Annotated in this window: 14 protein-coding genes and 2 pseudogenes; 11 read left to right on the top strand and 5 right to left on the bottom strand. The window is 70.9% G+C overall.

Features of this window, described 5'->3' with window-relative positions; translation table 11 throughout:
• Nucleotides 1-10: 10 nt before the first annotated feature.
• Both ABEA82_RS20155 and ABEA82_RS20150 read right to left on the bottom strand, forming a co-directional pair.
• Nucleotides 11-310, bottom strand: coding sequence for a hypothetical protein (locus ABEA82_RS20155; RefSeq protein WP_345662961.1), 300 nt, complete (start codon nucleotides 308-310; stop codon nucleotides 11-13).
• A 150-nt stretch (nucleotides 311-460) separates the two neighbouring features.
• Nucleotides 461-2,473 carry a flavin monoamine oxidase family protein gene (locus ABEA82_RS20150; RefSeq protein WP_345662960.1) on the bottom strand — a complete coding sequence of 671 codons (2,013 nt, stop codon included), beginning with the start codon at nucleotides 2,471-2,473 and terminating at the stop codon, nucleotides 461-463.
• A 217-nt stretch (nucleotides 2,474-2,690) separates the two neighbouring features.
• On the opposite strand from ABEA82_RS20150, the gene ABEA82_RS20145 reads away from it, so the two are divergent.
• The 6 genes and pseudogenes from ABEA82_RS20145 to ABEA82_RS20120 all read left to right on the top strand — a co-directional run bounded on the left by ABEA82_RS20145 (nucleotide 2,691) and on the right by ABEA82_RS20120 (nucleotide 9,152).
• Entirely contained in the window at nucleotides 2,691-4,589 is a 1,899-nt protein-coding gene (locus ABEA82_RS20145) for a CASTOR/POLLUX-related putative ion channel (protein WP_345662959.1), read from the top strand.
• Nucleotides 4,590-4,792: 203 nt separating this feature from the next.
• Complete coding sequence (uvrA, locus tag ABEA82_RS20140) at nucleotides 4,793-7,261, top strand: excinuclease ABC subunit UvrA (protein ID WP_345662958.1); 2,469 nt, start codon at nucleotides 4,793-4,795, stop codon at nucleotides 7,259-7,261.
• A 175-nt stretch (nucleotides 7,262-7,436) separates the two neighbouring features.
• Entirely contained in the window at nucleotides 7,437-8,099 is a 663-nt protein-coding gene (locus tag ABEA82_RS20135; protein ID WP_345662957.1) for an SDR family oxidoreductase, read from the top strand.
• A gap of 156 nt (nucleotides 8,100-8,255) precedes the next feature.
• On the top strand, nucleotides 8,256-8,420 hold the full coding sequence (locus ABEA82_RS20130) for a hypothetical protein (protein WP_345662956.1): 165 nt from the start codon (nucleotides 8,256-8,258) through the stop codon (nucleotides 8,418-8,420).
• 62 nt (nucleotides 8,421-8,482) lie between these two features.
• A pseudogene (locus ABEA82_RS20125) lies at nucleotides 8,483-8,584 on the top strand (helix-turn-helix domain-containing protein); the annotation flags it as partial.
• 247 nt (nucleotides 8,585-8,831) lie between these two features.
• Nucleotides 8,832-9,152 carry a DUF2795 domain-containing protein gene (locus tag ABEA82_RS20120; RefSeq protein ID WP_345662955.1) on the top strand — a complete coding sequence of 107 codons (321 nt, stop codon included), beginning with the start codon at nucleotides 8,832-8,834 and terminating at the stop codon, nucleotides 9,150-9,152.
• A gap of 62 nt (nucleotides 9,153-9,214) precedes the next feature.
• Here the strand turns inward: ABEA82_RS20120 and ABEA82_RS20115 are convergent, their stop codons facing one another.
• Nucleotides 9,215-10,639, bottom strand: a complete 1,425-nt coding sequence (locus tag ABEA82_RS20115) for an NAD-dependent succinate-semialdehyde dehydrogenase (protein WP_345662954.1) — start codon at nucleotides 10,637-10,639, stop codon at nucleotides 9,215-9,217.
• A gap of 272 nt (nucleotides 10,640-10,911) precedes the next feature.
• On the opposite strand from ABEA82_RS20115, the gene ABEA82_RS20110 reads away from it, so the two are divergent.
• The 3 genes from ABEA82_RS20110 (at nucleotide 10,912) to ABEA82_RS20100 (ending at nucleotide 13,007) form a co-directional block, all read left to right on the top strand.
• The gene (locus ABEA82_RS20110) at nucleotides 10,912-11,292 is read left to right on the top strand and encodes a DUF2267 domain-containing protein (protein WP_345662953.1); all 381 of its coding nucleotides are present in this window, start codon (nucleotides 10,912-10,914) and stop codon (nucleotides 11,290-11,292) included.
• A gap of 247 nt (nucleotides 11,293-11,539) precedes the next feature.
• The gene (locus ABEA82_RS20105; RefSeq protein ID WP_345662952.1) at nucleotides 11,540-12,385 is read left to right on the top strand and encodes an aldo/keto reductase; all 846 of its coding nucleotides are present in this window, start codon (nucleotides 11,540-11,542) and stop codon (nucleotides 12,383-12,385) included.
• 13 nt (nucleotides 12,386-12,398) lie between these two features.
• The gene (locus ABEA82_RS20100) at nucleotides 12,399-13,007 is read left to right on the top strand and encodes an NADPH-dependent FMN reductase (RefSeq protein WP_345662951.1); all 609 of its coding nucleotides are present in this window, start codon (nucleotides 12,399-12,401) and stop codon (nucleotides 13,005-13,007) included.
• Between the two features lie 42 nt (nucleotides 13,008-13,049).
• Here the strand turns inward: ABEA82_RS20100 and ABEA82_RS20095 are convergent, their stop codons facing one another.
• Nucleotides 13,050-14,102 (bottom strand): LLM class oxidoreductase, encoded by a 1,053-nt coding sequence (locus ABEA82_RS20095; protein ID WP_345662950.1) that lies wholly within the window; start codon nucleotides 14,100-14,102, stop codon nucleotides 13,050-13,052.
• 250 nt (nucleotides 14,103-14,352) lie between these two features.
• Nucleotides 14,353-14,730, bottom strand: a complete 378-nt coding sequence (locus tag ABEA82_RS20090; RefSeq protein WP_345662949.1) for a DUF2267 domain-containing protein — start codon at nucleotides 14,728-14,730, stop codon at nucleotides 14,353-14,355.
• Between the two features lie 479 nt (nucleotides 14,731-15,209).
• Here ABEA82_RS20090 and ABEA82_RS20085 point away from each other — a divergent pair, with 479 nt between their 5' ends.
• Together ABEA82_RS20085 and ABEA82_RS20080 are read left to right on the top strand one after the other, a co-directional pair.
• Complete coding sequence (locus tag ABEA82_RS20085; protein ID WP_345662948.1) at nucleotides 15,210-15,860, top strand: NAD(P)H-binding protein; 651 nt, start codon at nucleotides 15,210-15,212, stop codon at nucleotides 15,858-15,860.
• 38 nt (nucleotides 15,861-15,898) lie between these two features.
• Nucleotides 15,899-16,334 (top strand): annotated as a pseudogene (locus tag ABEA82_RS20080) (transposase); the annotation flags it as partial.

Below are 16,334 nucleotides of genomic sequence, written 5' to 3'. Positions count from 1 at the left end.
GGAAGTCGGCCTACGGAGGCTCCGGCGCCGGCAGGGGTGAGGGTGAGGGGGAGGGGGCCGGGGCGAAGACCGTCGTGGCGGAACCGGGCCCGCCGCGCGGCGCCGAGGCGCCCGGTCGCCCGGGCGCCTCCTCCACGGCCTTCACGGTGTAGACGCCCGGGCTCCGGTCACGCCACTGCCCGGCGTCCGGCTCGAGTGCGGTCGCGGCGGCGAGCGGCAGCACCACCGCGCCGGTGAGCGCCAGGACCCACCCGAGGGCGGGGCTCAGGAAGGCGCCGGCTGTCCGCCCGTACGTGTCGTGGTAGGCCAACTGTCGTCCCGGTGCTGTGACAAGACGTCATGTGTCGCCCCCGTGGGACTCACTGTCGCAGCCGCCGTGACGCATTTGAAGTTTGAAACTTAAAGTCTCCTCCTCGCGCACAGAAGTTTCACGACGCCCACCCCTCGCGTGCCGCGCGGCTCACCCGGTGTGGATCTCCAGGGCGGTACGCACGGCGGACTCCACCGCTCCCTCGATCCACGCCGGCTTGACCGACGTGTGGTCCCCGGCGAAGTGCAACGGGCCCTCGGACGCCGGAATAGCGGGCAGCAACTCGGTGTGCTGCCCGGGCAGGAGCACGGACGCCTCACCGTAGGCGTAGGGATCGCGCAGCCAGCTCTGTGTGCGGCCCGCGCCGGTGTAGAAGACCTCGATCCGCTGTCCGTAGACCTGTTGCAGACCGCACAGAGCGTGCGGGTACCGGGCCTCCTCCTCCAGGGAGTCCCAGCGCAGCGCGTCGTCCGCCCAGCTGTAGGAGGCCAGGACGACACCCCCCGCGCTGCCCGGGACCGGGTGGGACGGGTGGAACATGAACCGGTTGGCGTTGTCCGACACCGAGCCGCCCCCCACGACGTCGACCGCCTCCGGCTGCTCGCGTGTGATCGCGCGGTTGGCGGCGTAGTGGGTGCGCTGCCCCGGTGTGATGTGCCCGGCGGGCACGGAGGGGTGGGCGCCGAGCAGACTGCCGTCCGAGGCGGCGCGGCCGGTGCGGTACGCCTCGTACAGGCCCGGGTCGACGGCGTTCAGCTCGCGCTTCCAGTCGGCCTCGTCGAACACCCACCAGCGGCGGCTGAACTCCAGCAGCACCTTGGTCGCGCTGTCGTAGTGCAGTTCGCAGACCGCGCGGCGCTTGCCGTACGACAGGGGCGGCGCGATCTGCACGTGGCGCAGTCCGGAGAACGGCACCGTCACCACGGCCACGTCCGCGGTGAACTGCTCGCGCACCACGGGACCGCCCCGCCCCTCGGACACCGTGTCCACCCATACGTGCGGGCCCTTGCTCCGGACGTGTCCGCCGTCCGGCGCGGGGCGGTCGGGGTGGTGGTAGGCGATCCGCGTGACCCGACGGTCGAACCGCACGTCCTTGCGTACGCGCTCCAGAAGGGCGTCCGGCAGCACGGCCGTCCCGCCCTCCAGCTCGTAGAAAGGCGTGTCGGGGCTGATGAGGGAGGAGCCGATGAAGCTGTGGATGAAGGACAGCGGAAGGCGCGAGGTGAGGTTCTCCAGGGTGCCGATCAGGTCGATGGTCCGCTCGTCGAAGCCGGCGTGCTCGGTCAGGAAGCGGAACATCGACCAGTCCCCGAACCGCCGCACCACACGGGCCCAGCCCCGCAGCCGCTCGGGGAGCGGCTTCTCGACCCGCTTGCCGTGGCGGTCGACATAACTGAACTCGTCGCGCACCGGGTCCAGCACGGAGCGCAGGATGGCGGCGGCCGGGGTGTCCCAGTGCACCTCGGGGACGCCGAAGGACCGGTTCACGCGCCGGGGCGCGCGGGCGTAGTCTGCGCGCCGCACGCGGATCCCGTTGACATGGATCCAGGCGCGGGCGGCGGCCCGCCCCTCGGTGTCGACGTCGACGTAGTGGAATCGCCGCTTCTTCAGGCCGAACTGGTCGATCAGCTCCATCACCAGGGGATGGCTGCCCGGGATGCGCATCGCGCCCGCCTCGGCGTACTGACGCGGATCGGCGAAGGGCTGCTCGGCCTGCTCGTGGCCGCCGCTCCGGAAGGTCTTGATACGTCCGCCCGCGCGGTTGCCGTTGGCCTCCAGTACGGTCACCCGGTGCCCTGCGTTCTTCAGCAGCCAGGCGGTCACCAGACCGGCCGGGCCGGCACCGATGACCAGGACGTCCTTGGGACGCGTCCGCCGCTGAGCCGGCAGCCCCTCCTGGAGGACGCGCTGGTAACGCGGGACGAGAGGGCGGTCGTCGGAGTCCAGTACGAGCAGTGCGCGAGCGACGGCGAGGCACCGGTCGAAGTCGACACCACGGCGCTCGCCCTGCGCGGCCGGCGCTGCTGTTGCGGCCGCTGCGGGGACAGCCGCGGCGGTACCGCCGGTCAGGGCCGTCGCCACCGTGGCCGTGCCGGCCGCCGCGGCGAAGCCCCTCCGGGAGAGACCGCCGTCTGCACGTAAAACCGCATGATCTTCAGTCATGGCGGCCTTTGTACTGGCGGCCGGCACCAGCCACCCGCCCTTCGCACCGGCGTTGACTCGAAGGAGCGAAGAGGCGACAAACCCTGACGTCAGGACACGTCCGCCGGCGTGGACGGCTCGGGAGACCCGAAGGGATGAATGCCGAGCGAACTCCGTCTGCCGCTTCGACCGATCTCCGAGACTGCCCCAAGAGCGCGGGGCGACAGAGGGGGGAAGGGTGGCGCAGCGGCGCACTCCGTTCGGTGCCAGAGCCCGCTACTGGTTCGACAGCACGCTGACCCGCGGCGCCTCCGCGCTCGTCGGGTGGATGGCGCTGCTGTGTCTGGCCGTCGTCGTCCCGGCCAGCGCGGTGCTGGTGTGGACCGACCCCGACGCGCCCGCGTCCCCGGCGGACCGGCTGGCGGAGGTATGGCACCTCACCGGGGAGACACTGAGGCTGGGCGGTGCGACGGGCCCGCCGCTGCGCGTGACCATGTCGGTGCTGCTCGCCCTGGTCGCCCTGCTGTACGTCTCGACGCTCGTGGGCCTGATCACGACGACGCTCACGGATCGGCTCACCGCGCTGCGGCGGGGTCGTTCCACCGTGCTCGAACAAGGGCATGCCGTGGTCCTGGGGTGGTCGGAGCAGGTCTTCACGGTGGTGAGCGAACTGGTGGCCGCGGGCGCCAACCAGCCGCGGGCGGCGGTGGCCGTACTGGCCGACCGGGACAAGACCGAAATGGAGGAGGCCCTGAGCACGAAGGTGGGACCCGTCGGCCGGACACGGCTGATCTGCCGCAGCGGCCCCACCACCGACCCGTCGGTGCTCACCCTGACCAGCCCGGCCGCGGCCGGTGTCGTGCTGGTCCTGCCCCACGACGAGCCCGACGCGGACGCCGAGGTGGTCAGGACGCTGCTGGCGCTCAGGGCGGCGCTGGCCGGGGAGGGAACCCGTCCGCCTGTCGTCGCCGCCGTCCGGGACGACCGCTACCGACTGGCCGCGTCTCTCGCCGCCGGACCGGACGGTGTCGTCCTGGAGAGCGACACCGTCACCGCCCGGCTGATCGTCCAGGCCGCCCGCCGCCCCGGCCTCTCCCTCGTCCACCAGGAACTCCTCGACTTCGCAGGCGACGAGTTCTACCTGATCACCGAACCGGCGCTGGCCGGCCTGCCGTTCGGCGACGCGCTGCTGTCCTACCCGACGTCGAGCGTCGTCGGGATCATGCGCGGAGCCACCCCACTGCTCAACCCGCCACCGCAGACACCCATCACCCCGGGCGACCAGCTCGTCGTCATCTCCCGCGACGACGACACGGCCTGGCTCCGCGACTGCGCGGAGTCGGTCGAGAAGGCGGCGATGGCGTCCGGCCCCGCGACGCCCGCACGACCGGAGCGGGTCCTCCTGCTGGGCTGGAACCGTCGGGCGCCGCTCATAGTCGACCAGTTGCGCCGCCGCGCCCGGCCCGGGTCAGTCGTCGACGTGGTGGCGGACGGCGACGCGGCGACGGTCCGGCAGGTGAGCGAGACCGAGGCCCGAGGCGGCACCGACCTGACCCTGACACTGCACCACGGGGACGTGACCCGTCCCGAGACCCTGCGGTGTCTGGACGTTCACTCCTACGACAGCCTGATCGTGCTCGGCCAGGACCCCGCCCCCGAACAGCCGCCGGACGCCCCCGACAACCGCACGCTCGTCACCCTCCTGCTGCTGCGTCAGCTGGAGGAGACCACCGGGCGCGAACTGCCCGTCGTCACCGAACTGATCGACGACCGCAACCGGGCGCTGGCCCCCATCGGCCCCGGCGCCGACGTGATCATCAGCGGCAAGCTCATCGGCCTTCTCATGGCACAGATCTCCCAGAACCGGCACCTGGCAGCCGTCTTCGAGGAACTGTTCTCGGCCGACGGCACCGGTATCCGCCTGCGGCCGGCCGGCGACTACGTGCTGCCGGGGTGTGAGACGTCCTTCGCCACGGTCGTGGCCGCGGCCCGTCAACGCGGCGAATGCGCCATCGGTTACCGCAGCCACGACGAGGCGTCGACGAGTCCCGGCTACGGCGTGCGGATCAACCCGCCCAAGGCCGAGCGGCGCCGCTGGGCGGCTGGGGACGAGGTGGTCGTGGTCGGCAGGGACTGACGACGCCGTCTGCTTCTCCAGGGGCGGCTGGAGCACCTGGAGACGCCGGATGTCGACCCTGGACGAGCTGGAGGCGTGGGTGCCGGCCTGACGTACGTTCCTTGGAGCGTCTCATACCGGGAGCTGTCCGAGCGCTCGTGTGAGCGGGGCCCGGTGACGGCGCATGTCGCGCGGTTCCCGGCGCGATCAGGTAATCAGGAACGGTGAACAAGGACGCGACCGACCCCTTCGTGCATGTCCGGGGCGCCAGTGAGAACAATCTGCGGAACATCGATGTCGACGTTCCGCGGGACGCGATGGTCGCCTTCACCGGCGTCTCCGGTTCGGGCAAGTCCTCGCTCGCGTTCGGCACGCTCTACGCGGAGGCCCAGCGGCGCTACTTCGAGTCCGTGGCACCGTACGCCCGAAGGCTGTTGCAACAGGTCGGCGCACCGCACGTGCAGGAGATCACCGGACTGCCACCGGCCGTGGCCCTGCAGCAGCGACGCGGGTCGCCCAGCTCGCGCTCGACGGTCGGCACCCTCACCACGCTGTCCAATCTGCTGCGCATGCTGTACTCCCGCGCCGGCACCTATCCGCCCGGGGCCGCACGGCTGGAAGCCGAGTCGTTCTCGCCCAACACCGCGGCCGGCGCCTGCCCGGAATGCCACGGACTGGGCGTCGTGCACGACGTCGCCGAGGACCTGCTCGTCCCGGACCCCTCGCTGAGCATCCGCGAGGGAGCGATCGCCGCCTGGCCGGGCGCCTGGCAGGGCGCCAACCTGCGCAGTGTCGTGAAGGGCCTGGGGATCGACATCGACCGCCCGTGGCGCAGGCTCAGGAAGAGGGACCGGGACTGGCTGCTGTACACGGACGAGCAGCCCTCCGTGTACATCGAGCCGGAGGAGGACCGTATCGACTACGGCTACCAGGGCAAGTTCTGGAGCGCCCGCAAGCACGTCATGCACGTCCTCGCCGACTCCAAGAGCGAGAAGATGCGCGAACGGGCGCTCCGGTTCGTCAGGAGTGTGCCCTGCCCCGAGTGTCACGGCAGCGGACTGCGGCCCGAGGCGCTCGCCGTGACCTTCGCCGGACGCTCCATCGCCGAGATCAACGCGATGCCGCTCACCGAGGTCGTGGCGCTGCTGCGGCCCGTCGCGGGGCGGTCCGAGGCCGACGCCACCACGTCGACCGCCCGATCCGGGGAGACGACCGAGGTCGCCGTCCGGATCTGCGGCGATCTGGTCGCGCGGATCGACGTACTGCTCGACCTGGGCCTCGGATATCTCAGCCTCGGGCGCCGCTCGACGACCCTGTCGCCAGGCGAGGCGCAGCGTCTGCGGATCGCCACTCAGCTGCGCTCGGGGCTGTTCGGCGTCGTCTACGTCCTCGACGAACCCTCCGCGGGCCTGCACCCGGCTGACGCGGAACCGCTGCTGGACGTGCTGGACCGTCTCAAGGCGGCGGGCAACTCCCTGTTCGTCGTCGAGCACGACATGGACGTCGTACGGCGGGCGGACTGGGTGGTCGACATCGGCCCCGGTGCGGGCGAGGGCGGCGGACGCGTGCTGTACAGCGGCCCGGTCTCCGGTCTTGAGCAGGTCGGGGAGTCGGCCACGAGCCAGTACCTGTTCGGGCGCGCCCAACCGGTCGATCACCGCCCGCGCACACCGCACGGCTGGCTGCACCTGCGTGGCGTCTCCCGCCACAATCTGCGCGATGTGTCCGTCGACGTACCGCTCTGCGTGCTGACGGCGGTGACGGGCGTGTCCGGTTCCGGAAAGTCGACGCTGGTGACGCAGGTGCTCGCCGAGGTCGTCCGCGGCCACCTCGGACTCGTACCCGAGGAACCCGACGAGGCGCAGCTGGAGGTCGACGTCCAGGACGCGTCGGGGGTCGAGTCGTTCGACCGGCTGGTCCTGGTCGACCAACGGCCCATCGGCCGGACTCCCCGGTCCAACCTGGCCACGTACACCGGCATGTTCGACGCGGTGCGCAAGCTGTACGCGGCGACGGACGAGGCCAGGGCGCGCGGCTACTCGGCCGGGCGGTTCTCCTTCAACGTGCCCGAAGGGCGGTGCGAGACCTGCCAGGGCGAGGGTTTCGTCGCGGTGGAACTGCTGTTCCTGCCCGGCACCTACGCGCCGTGCCCGACCTGCCACGGCGCCCGGTACAACGCCGAAACGCTGGAAGTCACCTACCGAGGCAAGAACATCGCGGAAGTACTGGCGCTGTCCGTCGACGCCGCCGCCACGTTCCTGTCCGCCGTCCCGGCCGCCTCCCGCAGTCTGGAGACGTTGCGCGAGGTGGGACTGGGGTACCTGCGGCTGGGCCAGCCCGCGACGGAACTCAGCGGCGGTGAGGCGCAACGCATCAAACTGGCCACCGAACTGCAGCGAGCCCGCCGCGGGCACGCGCTCTACCTGCTCGACGAGCCGACGGCGGGGCTGCACCCCTCGGACATCGCGCTGCTGCTGCGACAGTTGCACCGGCTCGTCGACGCCGGCAACACGGTCGTCCTCGTCGAGCACGACCTGGCCACGATCGCCACCGCCGACTGGGTCATCGACCTCGGTCCGGGCGGCGGCGACGCGGGCGGGCGGGTGGTCGCGACGGGTCCGCCGGCCAAGGTGGCGAGGGCCCGCCGCAGCGCCACCGCGCCCTATCTCGCGGCCCGGCTCGCGCGCTCCTGACGACAGAATCGCCATCGCGGATCCCCGAGCACCTGCGGCGCGACCCGGTGGCCGGGTGGTCTCGCGCACCAGCTCGGTGCACGAGTACGCCGACATTGCGGCAACCGCGGGACCCGACCTGCCGCGGCAGTGCCGCAGCCCGGCGTGAGCGGTCGCGTGTGGCAAGAATGACCCCATGCACATCGTGATCGCGGGTGGACACGGAAAGATCGCGCGCCGGCTGACCCGGCTGCTCTCAGCGCGCGGCGACAACGTCACAGGATTGATCCGCAACCCGGACCACGCCGACGACCTGCGCGCGGACGGCGCGGAACCGGTGGTGTGCGACCTGGAGCACGCCTCGGTGGACGAGGTGGCCGGCCACCTCGGCGGCGCCGACGCGGCACTGTTCGCCGCGGGCGCCGGACCGGGCAGCGGCGCGGCCCGCAAGCAGACGGTGGACCGGAACGCGGCCATCCTCCTCGCCGACGCGGCCGAGCGCGCCGGGACGCGCCGCTTCCTGGTGATCTCCGCGATGGGCGTGGACAGCCCGCCGCCGCCCGGCACCGACCCGGTGTTCGCCGCCTACCTGAAAGCCAAGGGCGAGGCGGACGCCGACATCGCCTCCCGTCCGGGACTGGACTGGACGATTCTGCGCCCGGGGACGCTGACCGACGACCCCGGTAGCGGCCGCGTCACGCTCGCCGAGCACACCGACCGCGGCCAGGTGCCGCGCGATGACGTGGCTGCGGTGCTCGCCGCCCTGTTCCACGAGCCCAGGACCGCCGGGCGCATCCTCGAGCTGATCAGCGGGTCCACCCCGGTCGAGGAGGCGGTGCGCGCCGTGGCCGGCGGCTGACGCCGCACTCCGCCACGGTGTTCCGCAAGCTGAGGGACATCGCCGCGCCGAGCGGTACACCCTTCGGGTACGTCGAGGCGAAGTCGGAGAAGGGACACGTCGCGGAGGTCCCGGACAAGCTGGGAGGATGGACGTGAGCGACGAAGGAGGCCCCTCATGAAATCCGGAGCCCCTGATTACGACGCCTGGTACTCGCGCACACCCTCGCAGGCCGAGGGCGAGCGGGACGAGACGGGCGAGCGTACCGAAACGGAACGGCACCCGGACGTCCCCCGGAGCGAGCCATCCCAGGCCGAGGGCGAGCGGGGCGAGGACGCCTAGCGCCACTGGACCACCCGTCGCCTGGGCGAGGGTGCGCTTTCCCGCGCTGTCACCGGTTCCCGGAACCCCTCGCGATCCACCGCAGCACGCTGCGCTATCGGCTCCAGCGCATCCGCGACACCAGCGGCGACGACCTCGCGAACGTCGAGGACCGGCTGAACCTCCTGGCGACCAGCAGCGCTGCCAGTGGGTGGGCCGGGCGGCGGAGGAACACCTGGGCCGCCCTGCGGATGCCGGGACGGCCGGCGACCGGGTCGAGCAGCCGGGTGCCGGCTGCGGAGTCCTGGATACCGGCCGCGGTGAGAAGCACCGCCAGGAGGGAAAACCGGCGAGTGAAGGAGGTGAGTGAGCGGCCCCTGCCGGTTACCCGGGTGGCCCAGGATTCCGGATTCCGATGAGGGAGAAGGGGCCATGACTCACAGTACGAGCGCCCGGGACGTGGTGAAGGCCATCAAGGATGTCGACTTCCCCGCCGGCAAGGACAAGCTGATCGAAGCGGCGAGCCGGTCGGGCGCCGCGCCGGAGGTCGTCAAGGCGCTGCGCGGCATCCCGGCCGAGCAGTACGCCAACCGCGAGGAGGTGGCCCGGTCGGTCCGCGTGGACCCCGACTCCGACCTCGGGCTGAGCCCGGCACAGCGAGCCGAGCAGGCCCGGGAGGGAGGCAGGCCGGGACAGTCCCAGCATCTGCGCGAGGTGCCGAAACCGCCGATCGAGGAGGAGCTGGACAGCTGACGGGCCGGGCCGCGCGGCGCCGGTCGCGCGTCGGGCCGCCGCCGCTGGGTGATCGAACGCAGTCAGCCCAGCACTTCGGCGATCGGGGCGTCGGCGTCCACGTAGCGCACAAGCTTGCGGTTCGCGAATTCCATGATGCCCACGTCGCCGAGTTCGCGCCCGTAGCCGGAGCGCTTGATGCCGCCGAAGGGCAGCTCCGGTCGGGACGCGGTCGGATGGTTGATCCATACCATGCCCGCCTCCAGCCGGTCCGCGACTCCGCGAGCACGTTCCGGGTCGGCGGCGAAGACCGCGCCTCCCAGGCCGTAGGGAGAGGTGTTGGCCAGTGCCACGGCCTCGTCCTCGTCGGCGACCCGGTAGACCGTGGCGACCGGGCCGAAGAGCTCTTCCCGGTAGGCCCGCATGTCCGGTGTGACGTCGGTGAGAAGGGTCGGCTCGACGAAGGCGCCCGGCAGGTCGGGCCGCCCGCCGCCCAGCACCACCGTGGCCCCCTTGTCCACCGCGTCACGAACCTGCTCCATCAGGAGTTCGGCCGCGGCCTCGGAGGACAGCGGGCCGAGCGTGGTGGCGGGGTCTACCGGATCTCCCGGTTGCACCTCGCTCATCCGGTCACGCAGCCCGGTGACGAAGGCGTCGTAGACGTCGGCAAGGGCGATGAAGCGCTTGGCCGCCACGCAGCACTGCCCGGTGTTGCCCATCCGGCCGAGGAACGCGGCGTACACGGTGCGCTCGAGGTTGTGATCGTCCAGCACGACGAAGGGATCACTGCCACCCAGCTCGAGGACGGACTTCTTGACATTGCGGCCGGCGATCTCGCCCAAGCTCACGCCCGCCCGCTCGCTTCCGGTGAGTGACGCTCCCTGCACTCGAGAGTCATCGATGATCTTCCCGACGTCTTTGCCCCGCACGAAAAGATTGGTGTAGACCCCGGTCGGCACACCCGCATCCGTGAACAGCTGCTCGAGTGCCAGTGCGGACTGAGGGCAGCTACTCGCGTGCTTGAGCAGGATCGTGTTGCCGAGGACGAGGTTCGGACCCGCGAATCGGACGACCTGGTACAGCGGGAAGTTCCACGGCATCACCCCGAGAAGGACGCCGAGCGGCTCGTTCACCAGCACGGCCATGCCCTCGGGCACCGGCAGGGGGCGTTCTTCCAGCAACTCGGGGCCGTGCTCGCCGTAGTAGGTGAGGATGTCGGACGCGAGGTCGACCTCTGCACGGCTCGAGTCGATCAGCTTGCCGACCTCAAGGGTCAGGAGGTGCGCCAGTTCCTCCTTGCGCTCCCTCATGAGCCGGCCGGCACGTTGCACGAGGGCCCCCCGGTCGGCCGTCGACCGAGCACGCCAGTTCGGAAAGCTACGGTGCGCCGCGTCGATCGCGCGCCCTACGTCCTCCGCGCTCAGCGCCGGGAACTCCCGAACCCTTTCACCGGTGTACGGGTTGACCGTGGCGATGGGGCTTCCCTGGGCAGTGACATGGGCGTCCATGACGCCTCCCTGAAGTCGGTGCACCTCGGGTTTCCACGCCCGGACCCGCTTACACGTGCTGATTCGTCCCCTCCCACGGCAAGCTGTGGCACCAGGGTCCTCTGTGGTTCACGTCGAATGCGCAGAGTCGCCGCCCGAGTTCGGCTCCGTCGGCGCTCTCATGGTGGTCGTGGTCACCGCCGTCCGTGGGCGGGCGCGGGCCGGGCGGGCGTGGCAGGCTTGCAAGGGATCCGCGCCGTTCGTCGCAACACAGCAGCGAAGGAGGACGACGCATGGATGAGCAGGATTTCGTCCGTACCGTCGCCGAGCGCACCGGACTGAGCCGGCAGGAGGCGGGGGACCTGACGTGGGCCACGCTCGAGACGCTGGCCCACAGGCTGAGCCCGGGGGAGGCCAGGGACCTGATCACCGAGCTCCCCGAGGGCCTCGCGGAGGCGGTGCGCCGGGGAACCACGGACCGCATCGAGCGCTTCGGCCACCACGACAGCGTGCGGCGCGTGGCCGAACGCACCATGCTCAAGGAGGAGGAAGCCGACCGGGGTGTGCGGACCGTACTGGCCGTGCTCCGCGAGGCGATCAGCGAGAAGGAGTTCAATGACCTGATGTCGCAGCTCGGAACGGACTTCTCCCAGGCCCTCGAATCCGCCGGGTGATGCGCCCAGGCGATCCTCACGCTGGCCATGGCAATGTGCCTGGCGCTGGTGCTGTGCACCCCCGAGACCCGGGACTTGGCTCTACCTGGTCGTCGTGTCCCTGTCGGGAGCCGGCTCCGGGCTGTTGTTCCGCTCGCCCTTCCTGACCTCCCTCCAGCGCGTGCGACACGGCTGTCTGGGAGGCGCGGACCTGGGCACCCGGTGCGGGTGCCCGTGACACGGATCCGCGGCGGACGGGAGGTCCGAGATGTCTGCGGAATCGGCCAGAACGATTGCGCTCCCCGGCGGTGAGGAGATCGCGGCGCTCGGGCAGGGCACCTGGTACCTGGGCGAGGACCCGGCCCGGCGTGAACAGGAGATCGCCGCACTGCGGCTCGGCGTGGACCTGGGGATGACCGTCGTCGACACGGCGGAGATGTACGGCGACGGCGCAGCCGAGGAACTCGTCGGGGAGGCCCTCCGCGGACGCCGGGAAGAGGTCTTCCTCGTCAGCAAGGTGCTGCCCGGCCACGCCGACCGGAAGGGCACCGTCGCCGCCTGCGAGGGCAGCCTGCGGCGGCTCGGCACGGAACAGCTGGACCTGTACCTGCTGCACTGGCGGGGACGGTGGCCACTCGAGGAGACCCTTGCGGGATTCACCGACCTGATGGAGGCGGAGAAGATCCGTTACTGGGGCGTGAGCAATCTGGACCTCGCCGACATGGCCGAGCTGACCACCCTCCCCGGTGGCGACGCCGCGGCCGTCGACCAGGTGCTGTACAACCTCTCCCGGCGCGGCATCGACTGGGATCTTCTCCCCTGGTGCCGCGAGGCCGGGGTGACGGTCATGGCCTACTCCCCGATCGAGCAGGGGCGGCTCCTGAAGGTCGAGGCACTGGGTGCCGTGGCCCGGGCCCTCGGAGCAACGCCGACCCAGGTGGCACTCGCCTGGGTGCTGGAACAGGGGGTGGCCGCGATCCCGCGTTCCGGATCACCCGACCACGTTCGGGAGAACCGCGGCGCAGTGGACCTCCACCTTCCCACCGAGGCGCTCGACGCCCTCGACGGGGCGTTCCCGCCACCCGGCGGGCCCACGCCCCTGGAGATGCTCTGAAGGAGTGGACAGGATGACGCGCCCGCTCGTCGTCGGAATGGGAGGTTCGCTGCGCACCCCGTCGACCAGCCTCACCGCACTGGGTGTGGCGGTCGAGGGGGCGGCCGATGCGGGCGCCGGCACCCTGGTGATCGACCTCAAGCGGCTGGCTCTTCCGTTCTACACGTCCGAACACCAGATCCCCGCGTCCGCCCGCCGGTTTGCGGACACCGTTCAGGCCGCCGACGCCCTGCTGTGGAGCAGCCCGACCTACCACGGGTCGGTCAGCGGCGCGTTCAAGAACGCGGTGGACTGGCTCGCCCTCCTGGCCGACCACGACCCGCCCTACCTCAGCAACAAACCCGTGGGGATGCTGACGACCGCCGGTGGAGTGCAGGGCCTGCAGGCGATCAACGCGATGGAGTTCATCGTGCGGTCGCTGCGCGGCTGGGCCGTGCCGCTGGTGTTCGCGGTCCCGCGGTCCTCCCGGGTCTTCGACGGCGACGGACGCCTCACGGACCAGGCGGTCGCGGACCAATTGCGCGGCCTCGGCGCGGAGGTGACCAGGGCGGCCCTGCAGTTCCGGACGGAGGGCACGTGCGACTACGCGCAGGAGCGGCCGTCCGGGGCGGTCCGGGACTGAGCCCAGCGCTCTCACGCAGGGGGCGCCGGGGGGCGTGCTTCCTCAGGGCCCGGTCCGCTCCACGGGCCGGTGCTCGCCGCGCGCCCCGGAGCGCCCGGGTGGGAAGTGCGGCAGCACGTGTTCGGCCAGTTCGTCGATCACTTCGGAGACCGGACGGCGGCTGTGCTTGAAGTTGATCATCAGCTGGTCGACGCCGATGCCCTGCCAGGCCCGCATCATCGCCAGGAACGACACCCGGCCCACCGAGAAGCCCTGGTGGATGGGCCGGGGCAGGGCCAGCGGGTCCTCGGCCAGATCCAGATAGGTGGCCTGCGCGTACGGCTTGAACCCACCGTCATCGCCCCGGGTCAGCTCCCGCCACCGCTCGATGTTCTCGGCCTGCTGCTGGAGCGGCGGGGTGTAGTACAGCCAGCCGTCTGTGTTGTCGGCGATCCACCGGACGTCCTGCCTGCCGCGTCCCGTCATCAGTACGGGGATCCGCCGGTACACCGGCTTGGGCAGCAGATCGGTGCCGTGCATCCGGCCGAGCGGCGACTCCACGTGCGGGAAACGGTGCTCGAGGACGACACGGAAGTACTCCAGCGACTGACGGAACCTCTCGGCCCGGCCGCCCAGATCCTGACCGAAGGCCGGGAACTCCACGGGCCGGTCACCGGTGGCCACCCCGAGCAGGAGCCGCCCGCCTGACAGCTGGTCCACCGAGGCGGCCGCCTTGGCGGTGTGCAAGGGATGCCGCAGCGGCATGACGATGCTGGCGGTCCCCAGTGTGATCGAGGTGGTGCGGGCACTGAGCTGCCCCAGGTACACCCAGGGGTCGAAGATCTGCCCGGTGTCCCCGAAGCTCGGGTCCAGCAGCGGCACGTCACGGACCCACACCGAGGCGAAGCCGGCCCGCTCGGCCTGCTGGATCCGCTCGATGTGCCCGGCCAGGGACGGCACGGGCCCCTCGAAGCCCTCCAGGGGCGTGATGGCGCCAACGGTCATCCTGCCGCCGGGATACGCCCTGGCCATGGCCGCGTGCTCGGAGAACGGCCGCTGCGCCCCGCCTTCGACGTCCACGGGTGCGCCGGCTGAAGGAACCGTCGATTGCGTCATGCGATCCTCCGGCGATTTCATGCCGAGTCCGAGTCCGCCGGTGGCCGTCCCCCCGGATCTGCCAGTCGGAGAGGACCCGCACGTCGCACGTCGCGGAAGCACAGCCCCTACGGTACCTCGGCCTCGATGTCGCCGGAGGTGCCCGAGACGCAGAACGTCCGCCCCTCGACCAGTGGGAAGGTGGCCGCAGTGAGTACGGCCGGTTCCGTCTCCTCGATGATGGCGCCGACCTCGTCGGTCTTGGCTCCTTCTAGCCCGGGGGGCCGACGAGAGCCTCGAAATCCCGGGGCAGCTGGGACATCACGTGGCGGAACTCGCCATCACTGACCGCGTCCCTCAGGGTGCTCAGCTCCGCCCGTACGCCCTCGCGGGCCTCGTCCGGGCTCACCCCTGCTCGCTGGCTCACCCGATTGATGAACTCGTCGAGTCCGAAGGACTCGGCCTCCGGAGTGGGAGAGACCAGCGGTTCCTTCAGCGGCTTGGGCAGTTCGGACGCGAGGTCCTCCGCCTCACCCCTGGTGAGCCGCTCGGCCAGGGTTTCCAGCGTGGCACGGGTGAGGGGCTCCGCCTTCTCCGGGGGGACAGAGGCGCGCCGGGTGATGGTGTCGAGGAAGGTGTTGTAGTCCATGAGCCGTTCCCTTTCTGAAGCCTTGCAACTGCCTGGCTTGGGACCTGAGACAGCCACCGAAGGGTGCGACGTGCGTATGGGGTGGCGGGCTGATACGCGTCATGGTGCATACGTCTCAGCCGAGGCCAATTCCATGCTCCGGATGCGGGCCACACCCTGCCTGCTCCCGACGGGCGGAAAAGCGGCGGGCTCCATGGACCTCCGAGCACAAGTGCAGACGGTTTCCGCCACGGCAAAAGGGACACCGCCGCCGGTCTGCCGGATGTACGTCAGGGCGCTGTGCCTGTGAGCGCGGTCGGCTTTCCCGCCGTCGCGTTTTCCGGCCGGCCCGGCCGGCCCGGTATTTCCCCTGCTCGTCCCCGCGACCGGCGTGGTCACGGCGGTCATCGGCGTCCTGACACCGTCAGTCCCTGGCCTCGCGTATCGGCCTCACGGACGATGGAGCCGACGAGCTGCTTTCAGCGAACGGAGCATCCACGATGGACGTTTTCATCATCGGCATCACCGGCGGCGTCGGCGGTCTGCTCGCGCAGAAACTACGCTCGCGAGGAGACGCCGTCCGCGGGCTCGTTCGCCGAGAAGACCAGCAGGCCGAGCTCGCAACGCGAGGCATGACCGCACGAGTCGGCGATCTCTCCAGCATCACCGTGGAAGAGCTGGCGGCAACGTTCGGCAGTGTCGACGCGATCGTCTTCAGCGCCGGGTCGAACGGCGGTAGCAAGGAGGTCACGAAGGCTGTCGACGGCGACGGGGTCGCGAAAGCGATCGAGGCGGCACGCCTGGCCGGTGTCGAGCGCTTTGCACTGGTCTCAGTGCTCCCAGAATCATGGCGGGAACGCGACCTCGGCGAGGAGGTCGAATACTACTTCGCCGTGAAGAAGGACGCAGACATCGCGCTCAGCCGCAGTGAGCTGAACTGGCTGATTCTCCGTCCCTCCCTGCTTCTCGATGGTCCAGGAACCGGCGCCGTGTCCCTCGGTCCAGCAGAGTTCCACGGCCAGATCACCCGCGACGACGTTGCCGGCACCCTCGCCGAACTGCTCCACGAGCCCCGTATCGGTCGGCAGATCCTCGAACTCAACACGGGTTCGACACCGATCGAAGAGGCGGTCCGAGCGAATGTTCGCTAGCCTCGCGCTTCCACGAGGCGTCCAGCTGGTGACCAAGAATGCAGAAAGTGCCTCTGACCAGCGAGAATGAGAAGAAGTGTATCGGGTCCTACCCGCCTGTCCGCGTCGAGGGCGGCGGTCGCGGAGCCGTCTCGCAGGCCGGCGCGGTGCTCCTGGTCGAGACGGTCCGCAGGTCCGGTCCGGATGCGGCGATATCGGCGGCGCTTGAGCCGTGGCGCAAGCCGCGGGCGGTGCACGATCCGGGCAAGATCCTGCTGGATGTGGCGCTCGCGGTGGCGCTGGGCGGGGACCGCCTGGCCGATGTGGGCATGTTGCGGGCCGAGCCGGCCGTGTTCGGGCCGGTGGCCTCCGACCCGACGGTCTCCCGGCTGATCGGCACGCTGGCGACGGCGGGCAGCGGGTCCTGGCCGCGCTGCGCACGGCCCGTGCTGAAGTACGCGAAGATGTCTGGCAGTTGACAGGGGATGCGGCGCC

Source organism: Streptomyces venetus (assembly GCF_039540295.1).
Classification (GTDB): domain Bacteria; phylum Actinomycetota; class Actinomycetes; order Streptomycetales; family Streptomycetaceae; genus Streptomyces; species Streptomyces venetus.
This window is presented reverse-complemented; position numbering and strand designations above follow the sequence as displayed.